The following is a 20,914-nucleotide window of genomic DNA, read 5'->3' as shown; positions in this document are numbered from 1 at the left end:
CAGATGTTGAAGTTACGTCTGATCACTTATGGCGTGTAGAAATTGAACTTAAAAGAGATATGGTTGATTATTGGAACGATTCCGTCCCCGTCGTCGCCGGGCTCCTCCGCCTTGGCGGCCGGTGCGCCGTGGACGGTGCCGTCCGGGTTGGAGCCGCGGAAGGAGAGCAGCACCACCAGGATGCCGCCGCAGACGATCGCCGAGTCGGCGAGGTTGAAGACGGCGAAGTGCTGGACCGAGATGAAGTCCACCACGTGGCCGCGGAAGACGCCGGGGGTGCGGAACAGCCGGTCGGTGAGGTTGCCGAGCGCGCCGCCGAGCAGCAGGCCGAGCGCGATCGCCCAGGGCAGGCTGTAGAGCTTGCGGGCGATCCGCCAGATCACCACGATGACGCCGGCCGCGATGGCGGTGAACAGCACGGTCATCGCCTGCCCCATGCCGAACGCGGCGCCGGGGTTGCGGATCACCTGGAAGGTCATCCAGTCGCCGATGACCCGGATCGGCGAGTGGCCCTCCAGCTTGGCGACCACCAGCAGCTTGGAGCCGAGGTCGATCAGGTACGCGATGAGCGCGACCACCAGCAGCAGGCTGATCCGGCGCCGGCGGACGACCGCGCGCGCCCCGTCGGCGGCGGTGGCGCCGCCCGCCGGGAGGTCCTCGGCGGGGTTCACCGACTCACCGCCCTCGGGCTGCCGGGCGGTGGGGACGGCGTCGTCCTGGGTCTGGGGGGAACCTGGAGTGCTGATGATCCGCTCCGCTGCCGTGTGGAAAGCCGGTCGACGTTACGGGGACGAGGGTACGGCACCGCCCGCCCCCGTGGCCGCCGCGCGCGGTGAATCCCGGTCACCGGAGCGTCACCGGACCCGGGTCAGCGGCGCTCCTGCTTCGCCTTGCAGCTGACGCAGAGCGTGGCCCGCGGGAAGGCCTGCAGGCGGGCCTTGCCGACCGGCTGGCCGCAGGACTCGCACAGGCCGAAGCCGGCGCCCTCCAGCCGGGCCAGCGCGCGCTCGGTCTGGGCGAGGCTGTCGCGGGCGTTGCTGGCGAGCGCGAGCTCGCTCTCCCGGTTGATGTTCTTGGTGCCGGCGTCGACCTGGTCGTCGCCCGCGCCGTCGTTGGAGTCGCGCATCAGGCCCGCGACGGCGGCCTCGGAGGCCTCGATCTCGGCGCGCAGCCGGAGCAGGTCGGAGGCGAGCTCGTCGTGCAGCTCGGCGACCTCGGCGGCGGTCCAGGACTCCTCGCCCGGGCGGACCGGCAGCTCCGCCGGGTCGACCGACTCGGCGCCGCGGGCGCCACTGCCCGCGGGCACGTGGCCGCGGCTCGTCGCCGCGGTGTGTCCGGTGGTCGTGCCGGTCTTTCGCCGTGCAGTGCTCACGGTCCCCTCCCCTGGGTCGCCTGCCACGGCCTTGCGCGACCTCTTGGTCACGGTTCCTGTCGCCTTCTCAGCCATGGCTTTCGACCTCATTCACGAATGATCAGAAGCGTCGGTTCCCGACGATCTTGCCGGTCCGGGAACGATAAACCTCATCGAATCAGCCCACAACGGGACATACCGAAGCGTTTCGCCGATCCCACCCGCGCAGCCGCCGGTCGCGGAAACGCTGCCCAAGTTGTGCCCAGATCGTCATCGGCTAACCACCCGGGCCACCGGCTCGCGGGTGCGCGAATCGGCTTGCCGGGGCCGATACACTGTGCATTGCAAGGCGCAGATGGGACGAGTACCGACGTACGCAGCCATGAGCGACCCGGGGACGGTGCGAGCCCGGGGGTGTGCGCGGCGGGAAGATCACCCCGGAGCCGCCGGAAGAACGGCCCTGGTCAGGGCCTACTAGACCCGGCAGCAAAACCCAAAGAGAGGGCCACGGCAACGCGCGCGGCCAAGGAGGGTGGTACCGCGGGACGGCCAGCCGTCTCGTCCCTCCGTCGGAGCCAGTCCACGCATCCGCCGGAGGTTGACGCCCGCCATGTCGCCCACCTACAACGCCGTCCCCGCGCAGGTCGACCTGCCGGTGCTCGAACACCAGATCCTGAGCTTCTGGCAGGACCAGAAGGTCTTCCAGCGCAGCCTGGAGCAGTCCGAGGGCCGCCCCGAGTGGGTGTTCTACGAGGGCCCGCCCACCGCCAACGGCATGCCCGGCGCGCACCACATCGAGGCCCGCGTCTTCAAGGACGTCTTCCCGCGCTACCGCACCATGAAGGGCTACCACGTGGCCCGCAAGGCCGGCTGGGACTGCCACGGCCTGCCGGTGGAGCTCGCGGTCGAGAAGGAGCTGGGCTTCTCCGGCAAGCCGGAGATCGAGAAGTACGGCATCGCCGAGTTCAACGCCAAGTGCCGCGAGTCGGTGACCCGGCACACCGACGCGTTCGCCGAACTGACCCGGCGGATGGGCTACTGGGTCGACCTCGACGAGGCGTACCGCACCATGGACCCGTCCTACATCGAGTCGGTCTGGTGGTCGCTCCAGCAGATCTTCGACAAGGGCCTGCTGGTCCAGGACCACCGGGTCGCCCCGTGGTGCCCGCGCTGCGGCACCGGCCTGTCCGACCACGAGCTGGCCCAGGGCTACGAGACCGTGGTCGACCCCTCGGTGTACGTGCGCTTCCCGCTCACCTCCGGCCCGCTGGCCGGCACCGCCGCCCTGCTGGTGTGGACCACCACCCCGTGGACCCTGGTCTCCAACACCGCCGCCGCCGTCCACCCCGAGGTGACCTACGTGGTCGCCACCGACGGCAACGAGCGCCTGGTGGTCGCCGAGCCGCTGGTCGCCAAGGCCCTCGGCGAGGGCTGGGAGACCACCGGCGAGTCCTTCACCGGCGCCGAGATGGAGCGCTGGCACTACCGGCGCCCCTTCGACCTGGTCGAGATCCCGGACGCCCACTACGTGCTGACCGCCGACTACGTCACCACCGAGGACGGCACCGGCATCGTCCACCAGTCGCCCGCCTTCGGCGCCGACGACCTCGCGACCTGCCGCCGCTACGACCTGCCGGTGGTCAACCCGGTGGAGACCGACGGCACCTTCGCCGCCGACGTCCCGCTGGTCGGCGGGGTGTTCTTCAAGAAGGCCGACGAGACCCTGGTCGCCGACCTGGCGGCCCGCGGCCTGCTGTTCCGTCACCTCCCGTACGAGCACAGCTACCCGCACTGCTGGCGCTGCCACACCGCGCTGCTCTACTACGCGCAGCCGTCCTGGTACATCCGGACCACCGCCGTCAAGGACGCGATGATCCGCGAGAACGAGGCGACCAACTGGTTCCCCGACACGGTCAAGCACGGCCGCTTCGGCGACTGGCTGAACAACAACATCGACTGGGCGCTCTCCCGCAACCGCTACTGGGGCACCCCGCTGCCGATCTGGCGCTGCGCGGACGACCACCTGACCTGCGTCGGCTCGCTCGCCCAGCTCTCCGAGCTGACCGGCACCGACCAGTCCGGCCTGGACCCGCACCGCCCGTACATCGACGAGGTCACCTTCCCCTGCCCGCAGTGCTCCACCACCGCGGTCCGGGTGCCCGAGGTGATCGACGCCTGGTACGACTCGGGCTCGATGCCGTTCGCGCAGTACGGCTACCCGTACCGCAACAAGGAGCTGTTCGAGCAGCGCTACCCGGCGCAGTTCATCTCCGAGGCGATCGACCAGACCCGCGGCTGGTTCTACACGCTGATGGCCGTCGGCACCCTGGTGTTCGACAAGAACTCCTACGAGAACGTCGTCTGCCTCGGCCACATCCTGGCCGAGGACGGCCGCAAGATGTCCAAGCACCTGGGCAACATCCTGCAGCCGATCCCGCTGATGGACCAGCACGGCGCCGACGCGGTGCGCTGGTTCATGGCCGCGGGCGGCTCCCCCTGGTCGGCCCGCCGGGTCGGCCACGGGACCATCCAGGAGGTGGTCCGCAAGACCCTCCTCACCTACTGGAACACCGTCGCCTTCCAGGCCCTGTACGCCCGCACCGCCGGCTGGGCCCCCTCCGCGGCCGACCCGGCCCCGGCAGAGCGCCCGCAGCTCGACCGCTGGGTGCTGTCCGAACTGCACACCCTGGTCCGGGAGGTGGACGCCGCCTACGAGGCGTACGACACCCAGCGGGCCGGCAAGCTGCTCTCCGGCTTCGTCGACGACCTGTCCAACTGGTACGTCCGCCGCGGCCGCCGCCGCTTCTGGCAGGGCGACGCCGCCGCGCTCGCCACCCTGCACGAGGCGCTGGAGACCGTCACCCGGCTGATGGCCCCGCTCACCCCGTTCATCACCGAGCGGGTCTGGCAGGACCTGGTCGTCCCGGTCGCCCCGGACGCGCCGGTCTCGGTCCACCTCAGCAGCTGGCCGGTCGCCGACGAGTCGCTGATCGACACCGAGCTGTCCAAGCACATGGCGCTGGTCCGACGCCTGGTCGAGCTCGGCCGGGCCACCCGCGCCGAGTCCGGGGTGAAGACCCGTCAGCCGCTGTCCCGCGCGCTGATCGCCGCCCAGGGCTGGGAGGAGCTCCCGGCCGACCTGCGCGCCCAGATCGCCGAGGAGCTCAACGTCTCGGTCCTGGAGTCGCTCGCCGAGGTCGGCGGTTCGCTGGTCGACACCTCCGCCAAGGCCAACTTCCGGGCCCTCGGCAAGCGCTTCGGCAAGGGCGTCCAGGACGTCGCCAAGGCCGTCGCCGCCGCCGACGCGGCGCGGCTCGCCGCGGAGCTGCGCGCCTCCGGCGGGACCGCGGTCGAACTCGACGGCGAGACGATCACCCTCTCCCCCGACGAGGTGATCATCACCGAGACCCCGCGCGAGGGTTGGGCCGTCGCCAACGAGTCCGGCGCCACCGTCGCCCTCGACCTGGCGATCACCCCCGAGCTCAAGCGGCTCGGCATCGTCCGCGACGCGATCCGCCAGATCCAGGAGGCCCGGAAGAACTCCGGCCTCGACGTCGCCGACCGCATCCACCTCCAACTCGCCACCACCGACGAGGAAACCCGCGAGGCCCTCACCGAGCACCAGTCCCTGGTCGCCACCGAGGTCCTCGCCGAATCCCTTACCCTCACCATCACCGACCCCGACGCCCCCCGCTTCACCGACGAGAACCTGGCCCTGGACTTCACCCTCCGCAAGGCCTGACCGGCCAGGCAAGGGCCAACGCTGCGTGCCGAATCCCCGCGCCCCGTCAGGGGCGCGGGGGGTACCTCCCGGCCCCCCTTGGGGCTGGGGGCGGAACTGCGCGAGCAACCGACCGCAGACAGCAAAGATCCGCCCGGCGAGGGGAGTTCCCCTCCTCGGGCGGATCTTTCGCGTGTGCCGAACGGCTAGTTGTCGCCGTCCTCGTCGATCAGGAACCCTCGCATCGGCGCGGGAGCCTGCTGCATCGGCTGCGGGGGCTGCGGGCGCACCGCGGCCATCGGCTGGGTCATGCCCGCCGGGGCCATCGCGCCGTTGCCCGCCGAGGGCCCGCCGAAGGACGGGGCGCCGGACGAGGTGCCGAACGACGAGCCGCCGAAGGACTGGTTGCCGCCGAAGGACGGGCTGGAGCCGAAGGACGGCGCCGAGCTCATCGCACCGGCACCCGCGGGGGCCATCGACGAGGCCGCCGGGGGCAGCGACGCGGTGGCGGGGATCCGCGGCGGAGCGAGCGAGTCGTCCGCCTGGGACTCCAACTGGCGCAGCTGGGTCTCCAGGTAGGACTTGAGCCGCGTCCGGTACTCGCGCTCGAAGGCGCGCAGGTCCTCGACCTTGCGCTCCAGCGTGGCGCGGGCGGACTCCAGCGAGCCCATCGCGACGCGGTGCTTCTCCTGGGCGTCCCGCTCCAGGGCGTCGGCCTTGGCGCGGGCGTCCCGCTCCAGGCCCTCGGCGCGGCTGCGGGCCTCGCCGACGATCTTGTTGGCCTCGGAACGGGCCTCGGAGATCGCCTGGTCGGCGGTCTGCTGGGCGAGCGCGAGGACACGCGCGGCGCTGTCGCCACCGGGGGCCTGCTGCTGCATCGGGGCGCCCATCGGACCGCCCATCGGGCCGCCCATGGGAGCGAGCTGCTGCCCGCCCATGGTCTGACCCATCTGCTGCTGCATCGGGTTGCCCATCGGCTGCAGCATCTGGCCGCCCATCGGCTGGACCAGCTGCTGCTGGCCGCCCATGGTCTGACCCATCTGCTGCTGCATCGGGTTGCCCATCGGACCGCCCATCGGGCCGCCCTGGCCGGCGGGCAGCTGCGGCGCGCCGGACGGCAGGCCGAGGGGCTGGTTGCCCATGCCCTGCTGGTTGCCCATGCCCTGCTGGGGGCCGCCGAGTTGCTGCGGGCCGCCGAGCTGCTGCGGACCGGGGCCCTGCTGCTGGCCGGGCACCGGCGGGCCGGATATGGCGGCGGGCACCGGGGCGCCGGGACGGCCGGCGTCCTGCGGAGCCTGCTGCTCCTTGCGCATGTTGGCCTGGTTCTGCGCCGCGGCACGGGTGGCCGCGGCGAGCTTGGCGCGCAGGTCCTCGTTCTCGCGCAGCAGGCGAGTCAGCTCGGCTTCGACCTCGTCGAGGAAGGCATCGACCTCGTCCTCGTCATAGCCTTCGCGCAGCCGGACGGTCGTGAACTGCTTGTTCCGAACGTCCTCGGGGGTCAATGGCATCTCTTCACCTCAACGTGATCGTCGGCACACCGGCATCCTGTCGCATCGTCAGAACGACAGGCGCTGCACGAGCGAGATCAGGACATACACAATGATCATCAGTACGAAGAAGGACAGGTCGAGCGCCACGCCCCCGAGACGCAACGGCGGGATGAAACGCCGAAGAAGCTTGAGTGGCGGATCCGTGACAGTGTACGTGGCCTCCAGCACCACGACCATGGCCTTTCCAGGACGCCACGAGCGGGCGAACTGGAAGACCCAGTCCATCACCAACCTGAAGAGCAGGATCAGCAGGAACACGGTCAGCACCCAGTAGAGCACCGAACCGAAGATCCCCATCGCGTTTTCCCTCTCCCAGGCCGACGGTCCGTCAGTGACGCACTGTCAATTGATCCACACAGAAAGTCGTGGCCGGGTCAGCTCTGGTTGAAGAACCCACCCTCGGCGATCCGAGCCTTGTCCTCCGCCGTGACATCGACGTTAGCAGGCGACAGCAGGAACACCTTCTGTGTCACGCGCTCGATACTGCCGTGCAGACCGAAGACCAGTCCAGCCGCGAAGTCTACGAGCCGCTTCGCGTCCGTGTCGTCCATCTCGGTCAAATTCATGATCACAGGAGTGCCGCCACGGAACTGTTCCCCGATGGTACGGGCCTCGTTGTAGGTCCTCGGGTGCAGCGTGGTGATGCGGTAGGGCTCTCGTTCGTTCACTACCTTGGGCATGATCACCGGGGCGCTCTTCTCCAGGTTGCGGTGGCGGTCGGGTGTGATGGAGGACACGGGCGCCATCCGCGGCGGGTCCTGCCGGATCGGCACCGCGGCGGGCACCGGCTGGGGCGCGATCTGCGCCACCGGCGCCGCCTGGGCGGCGGGCGCCGGCTGGGGCGCGGCCCGGAGGTCCTCGGTCCGTCCGGTGCGGATCGGCTCGGGGTCCGTGTCGTAGTCGTCGTCGGGGTCGTACCCCTGGCCGTCGTAGGTCTCGTCCTCGACGAGGCCGAGATAGACCGCCATCTTGCGCATCGCGCCGGCCATGCCTCTGTCTCCTCCGCTCATGCGCCCACCGTGTCGCCCTGCGGAGCCCGTGATCCTCTTACGGCCGGTCAGGCCGACGGTCCGTCAGACCGCGGAGGTGTGCGCTCGGATGCGATCCACGGTTTACCTGCAGACTGATCATCTGCTAGGTTCTGTCCTATTTTGTCCTGCAGTCTGATCTACTTACTCGGTGACGTTACCCGAGGGGTGACCGCACTCCGAGCACCGCCGTTCCGACGCGTACATGTGTCGCTCCTGCGGCGATCGCCTGCTCCAAGTCCCCACTCATCCCTGCCGAAACCATCGTGGCAGTCGGATGGGCCGCGCGTACGGCGCTTGCGATTTCCGCGAGGCGTGCGAAGGCGCGCGCGGGGTCGTCCGCGAGCGGGCCCACCAGCGGTGCGACCGTCATCACACCGTCCAGGCGCAGCCCGGGCGTGTCGGCGATCCGGTCGGCCAGGGCGGCCACGTCGGCGGGGGCGACGCCCGCGCGGTGCTCGCCCTCCCCCGACTCCTTGTCGAGGGCGACCTGCACCAGGCAGCCGAGCGGCGGGCGTTCGGCGGCGCGGACGGCGGCGGCCAGCGAGTCGACCAGCCGGTCGCGGTCCACCGAGTGCACGACGTCCGAGTAGCGGACCACCGAGCGGGCCTTGTTGGTCTGCAGCTGACCGACGAAGTGCCAGCTGAGCGGGAGTTCGACGCAGCGCTCGGCCTTGGGGGCGGCGTCCTGGTCGCGGTTCTCCGCCACGTCGGTGACGCCGAGTCCGGCCAGCAGGGCGGTGTCCTCGGCGGGGTAGGTCTTGGTCACCACGATCAGGGTGACCTCCTCGCGGGGGCGGCCCGCCGCGGCGCAGGCGTCGGCGATCCGGCGCTCGACCACGTCGAGGCTGGCGCCCAGCTGCTCGTAGCGGGCGCGCTGAGCCTCCGTCAGGGCAGCCGGGAAGTCGGAGCGGCCCGGGAACGGACCGAAGATGTCGTTCGTCATGAGTGTGAGGGCCCCAGCCAGACGTAGCTCGCGAGTCGTCCGGTCCGCTGCTCGCGGCGGTAGGAGTAGTGGTCGGCGGACTCGAGGGTGCAGACGGTCGATCGCACCACATCCTGCACGCCCGCCGCGGCGAGCTGCGCGGCGACCCCCGCCGGGACGTCCAGCGCGGGGGTGCCCCACGAGGTCTCGGCCCAGGCGGCCGGGACGAGTTCGGCGACCTCGGCGCGCATCGCGGCGGGCACCTCGTAGCAGCGGCCGCAGACCGCGGGGCCGGTGGCGGCGGTGATCCGCTCGGGCCGGGCGCCGAGTTCCACCATCGCGGTGACCACCGCGGGGACCACCCCGGCGGCGAGGCCGGGCCGGCCGGCGTGCGCGGCGCCGGCGATGCCGGCCACCGGGTCGGCCAGCAGCACCGGGGTGCAGTCGGCGGTCAGCACGGCGAGCGCCAGCGGGCGGTCGGTGACCACCGCGTCCACGGTGGGGGCCTGGCCGTCCGGCTGGCGCTCCGTCACCACGGCGACCTCGGCGCCGTGCACCTGGTTCATCCACACCACGTCGGCCGGGTCGAGGCCCAGCTCGCGGGCGGTGAGGAAACGGTTCTGCATGACGGCTTCGGGTGAGTCCCCGACCGCGCCGCCGAGGTTGAGCTCCCCGTACGGCGCGGTGCTCACCCCGCCCCACCGGGTGGTGAAGGCGAAGTGAGCACCGTTGCGCAGCGAGCTGTCGATCACTTCAAGAAGTCCGGCACGTCGAGCTCCTCCGCGGGGCTCTCGACGTACGGCTGACGGACCGGCTGGACCTGCGGCGGCACCGGCGAGGCGGTGGCGGTCACCGGGGACTCGCTCGGCCGGGACGGCTCGTCGGAGCGGGTGACCGAGCCGATGGTGCCGTACGACGGGCGGCCGAGCGGACGCTCCGGGGTGGCCGGCGGGTTGGTCGAGGCCGACTTCACCACCGGCTCGCGGACGATCGCCGGCGGCTGGCCGCCGTCGAAGCCGGCCGCGATCACGGTGACCCGGACCTCGTCGCCGAGCGCGTCGTCGATGACCGCGCCGAAGATGATGTTGGCTTCGGGGTGGGCCGCCTCGGAGACCAGCTGGGCCGCCTCGTTGATCTCGAACAGGCCGAGGTCCGAGCCGCCGGAGATGGAGAGCAGCACGCCGCGGGCGCCGTCGATCGAGGCCTCCAGCAGCGGCGAGGAGATCGCCATCACGGCGGCCGCCTTGGCCCGGTCCTCGCCGCGCGCGGAGCCGATGCCCATGAGCGCGGAACCGGCGTCCGACATCACCGACTTGACGTCGGCGAAGTCCAGGTTGATCAGGCCGGGGGTGGTGATCAGGTCGGTGATGCCCTGCACACCGGAGAGCAGCACCTGGTCGGCGGAGCGGAAGGCGTCCAGCACCGAGACCTGGCGGTCGGAGATCGACAGCAGTCGGTCGTTCGGGATGACGATCAGGGTGTCGACCTGCTCGCGCAGGGAGGCGATGCCGTCCTCGGCCTGGTTGGCCCGGCGGCGGCCCTCGAAGGTGAACGGACGGGTGACCACGCCGATGGTCAGGGCGCCGAGCGAACGGGCGATGTTGGCCACCACGGGCGCGCCGCCGGTGCCGGTGCCACCGCCCTCGCCGGCGGTCACGAAGACCATGTCGGCCCCCTTGAGGACCTCCTCGATCTCCTCGCGGTGGTCCTCGGCGGCCTTCCGGCCGACCTCGGGGTTGGCGCCGGCGCCGAGGCCGCGGGTCAGTTCACGGCCGACGTCGAGCTTCACGTCGGCGTCGCTCATCAGCAGCGCCTGGGCGTCGGTGTTGATCGCGATGAACTCGACGCCCTTGAGCCCGACCTCGATCATCCGGTTGATGGCGTTGACGCCGCCTCCGCCGATGCCGACGACCTTGATGACCGCGAGGTAATTCTGGGGTGCTGCCACGTCGGGGCCTCTCGCCTCGAATTTCCGGGTCGGCTCCCCTGGATGCGAAGGCCGACGGATGTCGATGGGTGGGAAGCGCGTGCGACTCCAACCCGAACCCTAAACTTGAGGTTGAGGGTTATAACTGTGCCGATGTCACTTCGGTGTCGAGCACAGCCTCATGACACAGGACAGTAGGTCGCAACCAGCGCGTGATTCAACGAACACGCCGAGCTTCCCTTTTTCTTTTGAGCCTATGTGATCATCGACCCTCCGGTGAAACCGGGGTGACCACCAAGGGTCGGACCGGAGCCGCGACTCCGTCAATACCGCCCCCCGGCTTAGAACTTACCGGTTGACTTCCTCCCCGCGCCAAAGGACGGGGATTCCGGCCGCGCGTTCCGCGCGGGGTCAGCCCCGCGCGTGGAACCGTAGCCGACGGTTGGCGCTTCACGGACCGGCCGATGCCGAGGTCTCCACGCCCTGACACCGCATGCCCTGCGGCGTTGAGGATGTTCTTCGCCGCGTTCACATCGGCATGGTCCCGGTGCCCGCAGGCCGTGCACACGAAGACCGCTTGGCTCTCACGGTTCTTCGGGTCCACGTGCCCGCAGTCCGAGCAGGTCTGCGACGTGTACGCGGGATCGACCAGCACCACTTCCGACCGTACCGGCCGCGCTCGCGGTCATGTCCCTGATCCGGAGGTTCTCGAGGACCACGACGGCGTTGCGGGTCGCCAGTTCGGCAGCGGTGCGAGCGCAGAAGTCGGCGCGGCGGTCGTGGACCCGGCCGGTGATGGCGTTGACCTTCGCCCGTACCGCCCGGCGGCGGTTGCTGCCGCGCTCGCAGCGCGCGAGCTGCTGCTGCAATCGGCGCAGCCTGGTCGCCTCGCCCGGCGTGACGTACGCGCGATCGTGGAAGACGCCGCCGCTGGTGGTCGCGGCGACCTTCGCACCCCGGTCCACCCCGACCGACGTGAAGGGCATCGCATGCTCCTCGGGCGTGACCCTTCCGTCGTCGACCAGGAAGGAGACGTACCAGTGACCCCCCTGGCGGCTGACCGTCGCCGAGCGAACCTCGCCACCGAGCGGGCGTGACCAGCGGAACCGGACCCACCCGAGCTTCGGCAGCTTCGCCCGGCCCCACTTCCGTCCCAGCCGTTCGACCACGATGAGGTTCCCGGCGGGAAATCGGAAGGACGGCGACCAGCGGGCCGAGGAACGCCACCTGACCTTGAACGTGCCGCGCTCCCGGCACGCCCGGTCCAGGTCCCGGAGGGTCTGCTGCAGCACGTGCGACGGGGCGTCCTTCAGCCACGGGAACTCTCGCTTGGCATCTGCCGGCTCGGCGGCCTGCGGCACGTAGTTCATCCACCCGCCGCGCCGCCGGTACTCCCGGCGCCGCTCCAGCGCGGTGTTCCACACCGCTCGGCAGATGGCGCCGAAGGTCTCGCACAACCCGGCTTGCACCGCATCGAGTTCAAGCCGATACCGGCGGCCGCACAGCATGGGAACACCCTCTCCGATCGCTGGTGGTCACCGTAGTACGGGCCACCGACGCCGAAGTGGATCAACCCGACACGGCCGGGGCATCCGGCGCACTCACGTCGTAATTGGCGGCTTTCTGCCCGAGCAGCGCGGTCAGCACCCGCGCCTTCCGGTCCGTCAGCTCGGCGCTGCCCCAGCGGATCGTGGCGCCGGAGGCGAGTTGGAGGCGGATGTCGTCGTAGGAGTAGACCGTGAGCGAACCGGCCTGCTTGGCCACCTCGGCGGGGAGGCCGGCGGCGACGGTGATCGCCGCGCGGATCAGTGTCGACTTGTCGATCACGCCCAGCGCGTCGGTCGCCGGGCGGCCCAACTGGAGGGCCACCACCGGGACTCCGGGCGGGGGCTGTGGTTCGTTGGCGAACTCCACGCCCTGTGCGTCGACCTGGGTGAAGCGGCCGTCGTCGCCGCGGATCGCCGCCACCGGCCGGCGCTCCACCACCTTGATCCGCAGGGTGTGCGGCCAGCCGCGCCACACCTCGGCCCGGGCCACCCGCGGGACCTTCGCCACCTCGGCCCGGGCGGCGTCGAGGTCCACCCGGGCCAGCGGCCCGGCGGCGGTGCCGCCGAGCGCGTCGCGGACCTGGTCCTGGCTCAACTGCCCGCTGTCCAGGCCCTGGACGGCCACCCGGCGGACGTCCAGCGCGGAGGAGAAGAACACCGTCCAGCCGAGCGCGCCGACCACCAGCGCGCCCAGCGCGACCAGGACCAGCACCCCGCGCCGGGAGAGCCGGAGCCGGGGAGCCCGCGGCTCCCCGAACTCGTCCTCCTCGTCGAGCGGGTCCGGCTCAGCCACGGCGGCGGCCGCCGCGGGCTGCCTCGACCGCCTCGTACACCATCTGCACCAGCAGCTCGTCCGCGTCCCGGCGGCCGAACTCGGCGGCGGAGCGCGACATCTCCCACAGCCGCGCCGGGTCGGTGAGCACCGGCAGCACGTTCTTCAGCACCCAGTCCGGGGTCAGCTCGGCGTCGTCCACCAGCAGGCCGCCGCCCGCCTTGACCATCGGCTGGGCGTTCAGCCGCTGCTCGCCGTTGCCGATCGGCAGCGGCACGAACGCGGCCGGCAGGCCCACCGCGGCCAGCTCCGCCACCGTCATCGCGCCGGCCCGGCACAGCATCATGTCGGCCGCCGCGTACGCCAGGTCCATCCGGTCCAGGTACGGCAGCGCCCGGTACGGCGGCATGCCCGGGATGTCGTCGATCGCCGGCAGCTCGTTCTTCGGGCCGACCGCGTGCAGGATCTGCACCCCGTACTGCTGCAGCCGCGGCGCGATCGCCTGCACCGTCTCGTTCAGGCGGCGGGCGCCCTGCGAGCCGCCGGAGACCAGCAGGGTGGGCAGCCGCTGGTCCAGCCCGAAGTAGTGCCGCGCCTCCGGGCGCACCGCGCCGCGGTCCAGGGTGGCGATGGTGCGGCGCAGCGGGATGCCGATGTAGCGGGAGTCGCGCAGCTTGGAGTCCGGGGTGGAGACCGCCACGAAGTCGCTGTACCGGGCGCCGATCTTGTTCGCCAGGCCGGGGCGGGCGTTCGCCTCGTGCACCACGATCGGCACCCCGACCCGCTTGGCCGCCAGGTACGCGGGCATCGCCACGTAGCCGCCGAAGCCGACCACCACGTCGGCCTTGGTCCGCTCGATCACGTCCTGCGCGGCGCGCACCGTGCCGCGCAGTCGGCCCGGGACGGTGATCAGTTCGGGGGTGGGCTTGCGGGGCAGCGGCACCGCGGGGATCAGCGCCAGGTCGTAGCCGCGCTCCGGGACCAGCCGGGTCTCCAGGCCGCGCTCGGTGCCGAGGGCGGTGATCCCGACCGACGGGTCGTGCCTGCGCAGCGCGTCCGCGAGCGCCATGGCCGGCTCGATGTGACCGGCGGTACCGCCGCCGGCGAGTACGACATGCACGAGATTCACCGCTCCCTGCGCGGCGGCCGGGCGGCCTTGCGCACTGTGGTTTTACGTCCTGGCAGCACCCGGGCCAGGACGGGCCTGAGCCGGGAGTTCGAGGTCCGGGCGGCCAACGCCGCCTTGGCGGCCGGCGTGCTGCGCGCGAAGCACAGCAGCAGCCCGACCGCGCACATGGCCGACAGCATCGCCGACCCGCCGTACGAGAACAACGGCAGCGGGACGCCCGCGATGGGCAGGAGTCCCAGCGCCGACCCCAGGTTGACCACGGCCTGCGCCATGATCCACGTGGTGGCCGCGCCCGCCGCGTACCGCACGAACGGGTCCTTGGTGCCGAGGGCCACTCGGATACCCGCGTAGCCTAGTGCCGCGAAGAGACCGAGCACCGACAGCGTCCCCACCAGACCGAGCTCCTCGCCGGTCGCCGCGAAGATGAAGTCGGTGTGCGCCTCCGGAAGTTGTCCCCACTTCTCGACGCCCGCGCCGAGGCCCGAGCCGAACGGCCCGCCGGCGGCCAGCGCGTACAGGCCGTGCAGCGCCTGGAAGCAGTCCAGATTGGGGTCGGGCTTGGTGACGCCGACGCAGGCAAGCCGGCCCAGCCGGTGCGGGACGGTGATGATCAGCGCGGTGCAGGCGACCACCGCGATGCCCAGCGTCGCCGCGAACAGCCGCAGCGGGGCGCCGACCATCCACAGCAGGCCGAACAGCATGGCGATCAGCACCATGGTGGTGCCCATGTCGCCGCCGATCATGATCAGCATCATCAGCACCACGGTGCCCGGGACCAGCGGGATCAGCAGGTGCTTCCACTGGTCGAGCATGTGGGTGCGCTGCTTGCGGGCGAGCAGGTCGGCGGCCCACAGCAGCAGGGCCAGCTTGGCGAACTCGGACGGCTGGATCTGGAAGAAGCCCAGGCTGATCCAGTTCCGGTTGCCGTTGATCCGCACCCCGATGCCCGGGATGGTGACCAGCACCAGGGCCCCGACCACGCCGAACAGCAGCGGGTAGACGGCCGCCCGCAGCGCCTTCACCGGGGCGCGGGCCAGCAGGATCGCCAGCACCGCGCCGAGCAGCAGGGCGATCAGCTGCTTGCGGAAGAAGAAGGTGATCGGCAGGCCGAACTCGACCACCGCGTTCTGCGAGGCCGAGAAGACCATCACCAGGCCGAGCACCACCAGCAGCAGCGAGGACCCGAGGATCAGGTAATAGGGCGTCAGCGGACGGTCCCTCAGATCCGCGAGCCGCTCCCGGGTGGCCCGCAGCCGGGCCAGCGGGCCCGCCGACTTGAAGGTGGTCGTGGTCGCCGAGATCAGCCGCAACGGCTGCTTCTCGCTGGTGGGCACGACGTTCCTCCTTCGGGAAACCGCTGGGGCGCGTGCAACTGGCCCCCGTCGGCGCGATCTTACGGACGTGCGCCTTCCGCCCCGCGCAGTTCCCGCGCCCCTGACGGGGCTCTCCCTACAGCGCCTTGACCGCGGCGGCGAACATGTCCCCGCGCTCACCGTAGTTGGTGAACATGTCCATCGAGGCGCAGGCCGGGGCGAGCAGGACGGTGTCGCCGGGCTTCGCGGCGGCGGCCGCCGCGCGGACGATCTCGGTCATCGCCTCGGCGCCAGTCTGGCCCGGGGCGGGCTCGAACACCGGGACCTCCGGGGCGTGTCGCGCCAGCGCCTCGCGGATCAGCTCGCGGTCCTGCCCGATCAGCACCGCGGCGCGCAGCCGGGCGGCGGCGCCGAGCACGAGTTCGTCGAAGGTCGCGCCCTTGGCGAGGCCGCCGGCGATCCACACCACGGGCTGGTAGGCGGCCAGCGAGGCGGCGGCGGCGTGGGTGTTGGTGGCCTTGGAGTCGTCGATGTAGGTGACCGAGTCGACCTCGGCGACGTGTGCGATCCGGTGGGCGTCCGGTCGGAAGGCGCGCAGGCCGTCGCGGACCGCCTTGGCGTCGACGCCGTAGGCGCGCGCGAGGGCGGCGGCGGCCAGCGCGTTGGCGATGTTGTGCGGGGCCGGCGGGTGGACGTCGGAGACGGCGCCGATCTCGGCGGCGCTGCGGTCGCGGTCGGGGATGAAGGCCCGGTCGACCAGCAGGCCGTCGACCACGCCGAGGTTGGAGACCGCGGGGGCGTCCAGGCCGAAGCCGACGGCGCGGCAGCCCTCTTCGACGTCGGCCTCGCGGACCAGGTCCTCGGTGACCGGGTCTGCCAGGTTGTACACGCAGGCGACCTGGTTGCCCTGGTAGATCCGGCCCTTGTCGGCGGCGTAGGCCTCCATCGAGCCGTGCCAGTCGAGGTGGTCGGGCGCCAGGTTGAGGACGGCCGCGGAGTGCACCCGCAGCGAGGGCGCCCAGTGCAGCTGGTAGCTGGAGAGTTCGACGGCGAGGACGTCGTACGGTTCCTCGGCGAGGACGGCGTCCAGCACCGAGACGCCGACGTTGCCGACGGCTGCGGTGCGCTTGCCGGCGGCGGTGAGGATGGACGCCAGCATCTGGACGGTGGTGGTCTTGCCGTTGGTGCCGGTGACGGCGAGCCAGGGCGCCGGCTCGCCGGTGGCGGGGTGCGGCGTGCGCAGCCGCCAGGCGAGTTCGACGTCGCCCCAGATCGGCACGTCCGCCAGGGTGGCCTCGGTGAACAGCGGGCTCTCGGGGGCCCAGCCGGGCGAGGTGACGACCAGTCGGGTGCCCTCGGGCAGCGTCTCGCCGTCGCCGAGCCGGACGGTGATGCCGAGTTCGGCGAGGTCGGCGGCCTTGGCCCGCAGTCCGGGGCCGTCACCGCCGTCCACCACCGTGACCTGTGCCCCGAGTCGGCGCAGGACGCGGGCGGCGCTGATCCCGGAGAGGCCGAGTCCGGCGACCACGACCGGCAGTCCGGCCCACTCGGGGTTGTTCATCCGGTCACCCATCCCGCGTAGAAGAGTCCGAGGCCCACGGCGACGCACAGGCCCTGGATGATCCAGAACCGGACCACGATCAGGACCTCGCTCCAGCCGACCAGTTCGAAGTGGTGCTGGAGTGGCGCCATCTTGAAAACGCGCTTGCCGGTCATCCGGAACGAGCCGACCTGGATGATCACCGAAAGGGTGATGATCACGAACAGGCCGCCGAGGATGGCGAGCAGCAGCTCGGTGCGGGAGACGATGGCGAGGCCGGCCAGGGCGCCGCCGAGGGCGAGCGAGCCGGTGTCGCCCATGAAGATCTTGGCGGGTGAGGTGTTCCACCACAGGAAGCCGAAGCAGGAGCCCATCAGGGCGGCGGCGACCACCGCGAGGTCCAGCGGGTCGCGGACGTCGTAGCAGCTGGCGGTGGCCTTGATCGCGTAGGCGCAGTTCTGGCTGTGCTCCCACAGGCCGATGAAGGTGTACGCGCCGAAGACCATCACGGAGGCGCCGGTGGCCAGGCCGTCCAGACCGTCCGTCAGGTTCACGCCGTTCGACATCGCGGCGATCATGAAGTAGGCGAAGATGACGAACAGCACGGGGCCGACCGACCACCGGAAGTCCTGCACGAAGGACAGGTGGGTGGAGGCCGGGGTCAGGCCGCGGCTGTCGCTGAACTGCAGGGCCAGGACGGCGAAGGCGAGGGCGACGAAGGACTGGCCGAGCAGCTTCGCCTTGGCCCGCAGGCCGAGCGAGCGGCGCTTGACCACCTTGATGTAGTCGTCCAGGAAGCCGACCAGGCCCATACCCGCGGTCAGGAACAGCACCAGCAGGCCGGAGGCGGTGGGCGACTCGCCCGTTATCGCCTTGGTGGCGAAGTAGGCGATCAGTGAGGCCAGGATGAAGGCGATGCCGCCCATGGTGGGCGTGCCCTTCTTGCTGTGGTGCGCCTTCGGGCCGTCGTCGCGGATGTACTGGCCGTAGCCGTGCCGGGCGAGCAGCTTGATCAGGGCGGGGGTGCCGAGCAGGGTCAGCACCAGGCCGATCATGCCGGAGAAGAGGATCTGCTTCACTTCGCGGCACCGTCCGCGAGCAGTGCCTCGGCGACCTTCTCCAGACCCACCGAACGGGACGCCTTCACCAGGACCACGTCCCCCGGCCGCACCTGACTGCGCAGCAGCTCGATCGCCGCGTCCGCGTCGGACACCAGCACCGACTCCTCACCCCACGAACCTTCGTTCCTCGCGCCCAGTTCCATCCGGGCCGCCTCGCGTCCGCCGACCGCCACCAGCTTGGTGATGTCGAGCCGGACGGCGAGCCGTCCGATGGTGTCGTGCTCGTCGAGGCTGTCCTCGCCGAGCTCCCGCATCTCGCCGAGCACCGCCCAGGTGCGGCGGCGCTCCGGGCCCCTGCCGGCCATCGTCGCGAGGGCCCGCAGCGCGGCCCGCATGGACTCCGGGTTCGCGTTGTAGGCGTCGTTGACGACGGTCAGGCCATCGGCCCGGTCGACCACCTCCATGCGCCAGCGGGACAGCGCACCCGCCTCGCTGAGTGCTTCGGCGACGCGGTCGACGGGCATCCCGAGCTCCACCGCCACCGCGGCGGCGGCGAGGGCGTTCGAGACGTGGTGCTCACCGTACAGGCGCAGCTGCACGGCTGCGGAACCGGCCGGGGTGCTGAGCGTGAACTGTGGCCGTCCGGTGGCGTCCAGGCGAACATCCGTGGCGCGGACGTGTGCGTCCGGGGACTCGCCGAACAGCACCACGCGGGCCCGGGTGCGGCTGCTCATGGCGCGCACCAGCGGGTCGTCGGCGTTCAGCACGGCCACGCCGTCGGCCGAAAGCGCCTCCACCATCTCGCCCTTGGCCTCGGCGATGCCCTCCTTGGAGCCGAACTCGCCGAGGTGCGCGGTGCCGATGTTGAGGACCACGCCGACGGTGGGCGGGGTGATGCCGGTGAGGTACTCGATGTCGCCCTTGTGCCGGGCGCCCATCTCCATCACCAGGTGACGGGTGGTCGGGGCGATCCGAAGGGCCGTCAGCGGGTGGCCGATCTCGTTGTTGTGCGAGCCGGCCGGGAAGACCGTCTCGCCGTGCATGGTGAGCAGCTGGCCGATCAGGTCCTTGGTGGAGGTCTTGCCGGCCGAGCCGGTGAGCGCCACGATCCGGACGTCGGTGGCGCGGGCCACCACGGCGCGGGCGAGCCGGCCGAGGGCCACCACCACGTCGTCGACCAGGATCGCGGGCACGCCGACCGGGCGGGTGGCGAGCACCGCGACGGCGCCGTCGGCGACCGCCCGGCCCGCGAAGTCGTGGCCGTCGACGCGCTCGCCGAGGACGCAGACGAACAGCCCGCCGGGCTCGATCCGCCGGTTGTCGGTGACCACCGGACCGGTGATCAGCGCCGCCGGGTCGGCGCCGTCCAGGGTGCCGCCGACGGCCTGGGCCGCCTCGGCCAGGGTCAGAGCGATCATCGGTCTGCCTCCGTCATGAGCTGCTCGATGGCGACCCGCAGCACCTCGCGGTCGTCGAACGGGCGGACCTCGCCCTTCACGTACTGGCCGAGCTCGTGGCCCTTGCCGGCCACCAGGACGGTGTCGCCGGCGTGCGCCCGGGCCACCGCCAGGGCGATCGCCTCGGCCCGGTCCGGGACGGCGAGCACCTCGCCGCGCTCGGCCTCCGGCACCTCGGCGGCGCCGGACAGCATGGTGGCGAGGATCGCCAGCGGGTCCTCCGAGCGCGGGTTGTCGCTGGTCAGGACCGCGGTGTCGGCGAGCCGGGCGGCGATCGCGCCCATCGGCCCGCGCTTGTACGGGTCGCGGTCGCCGCCGCAGCCGACCACCACGTGCACCTTGCCCTTGGTGACCTCGCGCAGCGAGGCGAGCACCGCGCTGAGCGCGTCCGGCTTGTGCGCGTAGTCGACCACCGCGACGTACGCCTGCCCGGCGTCGACCTTCTCCAGCCGGCCCGGCACGCCCGGGACGCGGGCCAGCCCGGCGACCGCCGCGTCCAGGTCGATGCCGGCGGTGACCAGTGCGGTGATCGCGCCGAGCGCGTTGGCGACGTTGAACGGGCCGGGCAGCGGCACCGAGGCGTCGGCCTGCTCGCCGTTCGGGCCGACCACCCGGAAGGTGGAGCCGGCCGGGCCGAGCTGCACGTCCACCGCGCGCCAGTCGGCGGCGGGGTCTCCGGCGGCGGAGAAGGTGGTCATCGGGATCGGCGCCTCGGCGGCGAGCCGCCGGCCGTAGGAGTCGTCGCGGTTGGCGACGCCGCGGCGGGCCTTGCCCTCCTGGAAGAGCCGGGCCTTGGCCCGGTAGTAGTCCTCCATGTCGGGGTGGAAGTCGAGGTGTTCCGGCGTCAGGTTGTTGAACAGCGCGACGTCGTAGACCACCCCGTCGGTGCGGCCGTACACCAGCGCGTGGCTGGACACCTCCATCACCACCGAGTCCGCGCCGGCCTCCCGCATGACGCCGAGCACCGCGTGCAGGTCGGTCGCCTCGGGGGTGGTGCGCTCGGACTTGATCCGCTCGTCGCCGACCCGCATCTCCACGGTGCCGATCACGCCGGGCAGCCGGCCGGCCCCGCGCAGGCCGCCCTCCACCAGGTAGGAGGTGGTGGTCTTGCCGTTGGTGCCGGTCAGACCGATCATCAGCAGGCTCTCGCTGGGCGACCCGTAGACCGCGGCGGCCAGTTCGCCCATCACCTCGCGCGGGCTCGCCACCACCAGCAGCGGCACCCCCGCGTCGGCGGCCAGCTCGGCGCCGGCCCGGTCGGTGAGCACCGCGACCGCGCCGGCCGCCGCCGCCTGCGCGGCGAACGCCGCGCCGTGGTGGTTGGCGCCGGGGAAGGCCACGTACACGTCGCCGGGCCGCACCGCCCGGGAGTCGTGGGTGACACCGGTGACGTCGGGGCCGTCGAGCGGGGCCAGTCCGAGCAGCCGGGCCGCCTCGGCGAGGGGCAGCGCCGTGGCACGGCTGGGGCGGGGCGGACTCGCGGAGGTTTGATCGGGTTTCGGCACGGCCGGAAGGCTATCGGCCGGACGCCCCCCGGAGCCAAACCGGGTCTGGTCGGCCGTGACGCTGCTCATAGTGCGCTCGGGGCGCCGG

17 protein-coding genes and 1 pseudogene are annotated in these 20,914 nt (G+C 71.7%); 1 reads left to right on the top strand and 17 read right to left on the bottom strand.

Going from position 1 to position 20,914, the window contains the following annotated elements; translation table 11 throughout:
• Positions 1–128 precede the first annotated feature (128 nt).
• Both lspA and AB0K51_RS02990 read right to left on the bottom strand, forming a co-directional pair.
• A pseudogene (gene lspA, locus AB0K51_RS02995) lies at positions 129–671 on the bottom strand (signal peptidase II); the annotation flags it as partial.
• Between the two features lie 197 nt (positions 672–868).
• Positions 869–1,372 (bottom strand): TraR/DksA family transcriptional regulator, encoded by a 504-nt coding sequence (locus tag AB0K51_RS02990; RefSeq protein WP_363449813.1) that lies wholly within the window; start codon positions 1,370–1,372, stop codon positions 869–871.
• A gap of 589 nt (positions 1,373–1,961) precedes the next feature.
• On the opposite strand from AB0K51_RS02990, the gene ileS reads away from it, so the two are divergent.
• A complete protein-coding gene (ileS, locus tag AB0K51_RS02985; RefSeq protein WP_363449811.1) occupies positions 1,962–5,093 on the top strand; it encodes an isoleucine--tRNA ligase in 3,132 nt (1,043 codons plus the stop codon).
• Between the two features lie 185 nt (positions 5,094–5,278).
• On the opposite strand, the gene AB0K51_RS02980 is transcribed toward ileS, so the two are convergent.
• The 15 genes from AB0K51_RS02980 to AB0K51_RS02910 form a co-directional block, all read right to left on the bottom strand.
• The gene (locus AB0K51_RS02980; RefSeq protein ID WP_363449809.1) at positions 5,279–6,580 is read right to left on the bottom strand and encodes a DivIVA domain-containing protein; all 1,302 of its coding nucleotides are present in this window, start codon (positions 6,578–6,580) and stop codon (positions 5,279–5,281) included.
• 48 nt (positions 6,581–6,628) lie between these two features.
• Positions 6,629–6,919, bottom strand: a complete 291-nt coding sequence (locus tag AB0K51_RS02975) for a YggT family protein (RefSeq protein ID WP_033216891.1) — start codon at positions 6,917–6,919, stop codon at positions 6,629–6,631.
• Between the two features lie 77 nt (positions 6,920–6,996).
• A complete protein-coding gene (gene sepF / locus AB0K51_RS02970) occupies positions 6,997–7,611 on the bottom strand; it encodes a cell division protein SepF (RefSeq protein WP_363449807.1) in 615 nt (204 codons plus the stop codon).
• A 196-nt stretch (positions 7,612–7,807) separates the two neighbouring features.
• The gene (locus tag AB0K51_RS02965) at positions 7,808–8,596 is read right to left on the bottom strand and encodes a YggS family pyridoxal phosphate-dependent enzyme (RefSeq protein WP_363449805.1); all 789 of its coding nucleotides are present in this window, start codon (positions 8,594–8,596) and stop codon (positions 7,808–7,810) included.
• Positions 8,593–9,327, bottom strand: coding sequence for a peptidoglycan editing factor PgeF (gene pgeF, locus AB0K51_RS02960; RefSeq protein ID WP_363449803.1), 735 nt, complete (start codon positions 9,325–9,327; stop codon positions 8,593–8,595). The genes AB0K51_RS02965 and pgeF overlap by 4 nt, the downstream gene beginning before the upstream one ends.
• Complete coding sequence (gene ftsZ / locus AB0K51_RS02955) at positions 9,324–10,523, bottom strand: cell division protein FtsZ (RefSeq protein WP_363449801.1); 1,200 nt, start codon at positions 10,521–10,523, stop codon at positions 9,324–9,326. Before ftsZ ends, pgeF begins: the two co-directional genes overlap by 4 nt.
• Positions 10,524–10,764: 241 nt before the next feature.
• Positions 10,765–11,106 (bottom strand): zinc ribbon domain-containing protein, encoded by a 342-nt coding sequence (locus tag AB0K51_RS02950; protein WP_363449799.1) that lies wholly within the window; start codon positions 11,104–11,106, stop codon positions 10,765–10,767.
• On the bottom strand, positions 11,087–11,971 hold the full coding sequence (locus AB0K51_RS02945) for a transposase (RefSeq protein ID WP_363449797.1): 885 nt from the start codon (positions 11,969–11,971) through the stop codon (positions 11,087–11,089). Before AB0K51_RS02945 ends, AB0K51_RS02950 begins: the two co-directional genes overlap by 20 nt.
• Positions 11,972–12,071: 100 nt before the next feature.
• The gene (locus AB0K51_RS02940) at positions 12,072–12,842 is read right to left on the bottom strand and encodes an FtsQ-type POTRA domain-containing protein (RefSeq protein ID WP_363449795.1); all 771 of its coding nucleotides are present in this window, start codon (positions 12,840–12,842) and stop codon (positions 12,072–12,074) included.
• Entirely contained in the window at positions 12,835–13,941 is a 1,107-nt protein-coding gene (gene murG, locus AB0K51_RS02935) for an undecaprenyldiphospho-muramoylpentapeptide beta-N-acetylglucosaminyltransferase (RefSeq protein WP_363449792.1), read from the bottom strand. The genes AB0K51_RS02940 and murG overlap by 8 nt, the downstream gene beginning before the upstream one ends.
• Positions 13,942–13,946: 5 nt before the next feature.
• Positions 13,947–15,212 carry a putative lipid II flippase FtsW gene (ftsW, locus tag AB0K51_RS02930; RefSeq protein WP_363449840.1) on the bottom strand — a complete coding sequence of 422 codons (1,266 nt, stop codon included), beginning with the start codon at positions 15,210–15,212 and terminating at the stop codon, positions 13,947–13,949.
• A 187-nt stretch (positions 15,213–15,399) separates the two neighbouring features.
• Entirely contained in the window at positions 15,400–16,824 is a 1,425-nt protein-coding gene (gene murD / locus AB0K51_RS02925) for a UDP-N-acetylmuramoyl-L-alanine--D-glutamate ligase (protein WP_363449790.1), read from the bottom strand.
• Positions 16,821–17,882 (bottom strand): phospho-N-acetylmuramoyl-pentapeptide-transferase, encoded by a 1,062-nt coding sequence (gene mraY, locus AB0K51_RS02920; RefSeq protein WP_363449788.1) that lies wholly within the window; start codon positions 17,880–17,882, stop codon positions 16,821–16,823. The genes murD and mraY overlap by 4 nt, the downstream gene beginning before the upstream one ends.
• Positions 17,879–19,282 (bottom strand): UDP-N-acetylmuramoyl-tripeptide--D-alanyl-D-alanine ligase, encoded by a 1,404-nt coding sequence (murF, locus tag AB0K51_RS02915; RefSeq protein WP_363449786.1) that lies wholly within the window; start codon positions 19,280–19,282, stop codon positions 17,879–17,881. The genes mraY and murF overlap by 4 nt, the downstream gene beginning before the upstream one ends.
• On the bottom strand, positions 19,279–20,826 hold the full coding sequence (locus AB0K51_RS02910) for a UDP-N-acetylmuramoyl-L-alanyl-D-glutamate--2,6-diaminopimelate ligase (RefSeq protein WP_363449784.1): 1,548 nt from the start codon (positions 20,824–20,826) through the stop codon (positions 19,279–19,281). The genes murF and AB0K51_RS02910 overlap by 4 nt, the downstream gene beginning before the upstream one ends.
• Positions 20,827–20,914: the final 88 nt, after the last annotated feature.

The organism is Kitasatospora sp. NPDC049285, from assembly GCF_040678815.1.
Lineage (GTDB): Bacteria > Actinomycetota > Actinomycetes > Streptomycetales > Streptomycetaceae > Kitasatospora.
Note: the sequence above shows the minus strand (reverse complement) of the source record. Positions and strands in the feature narration are given on the sequence as shown.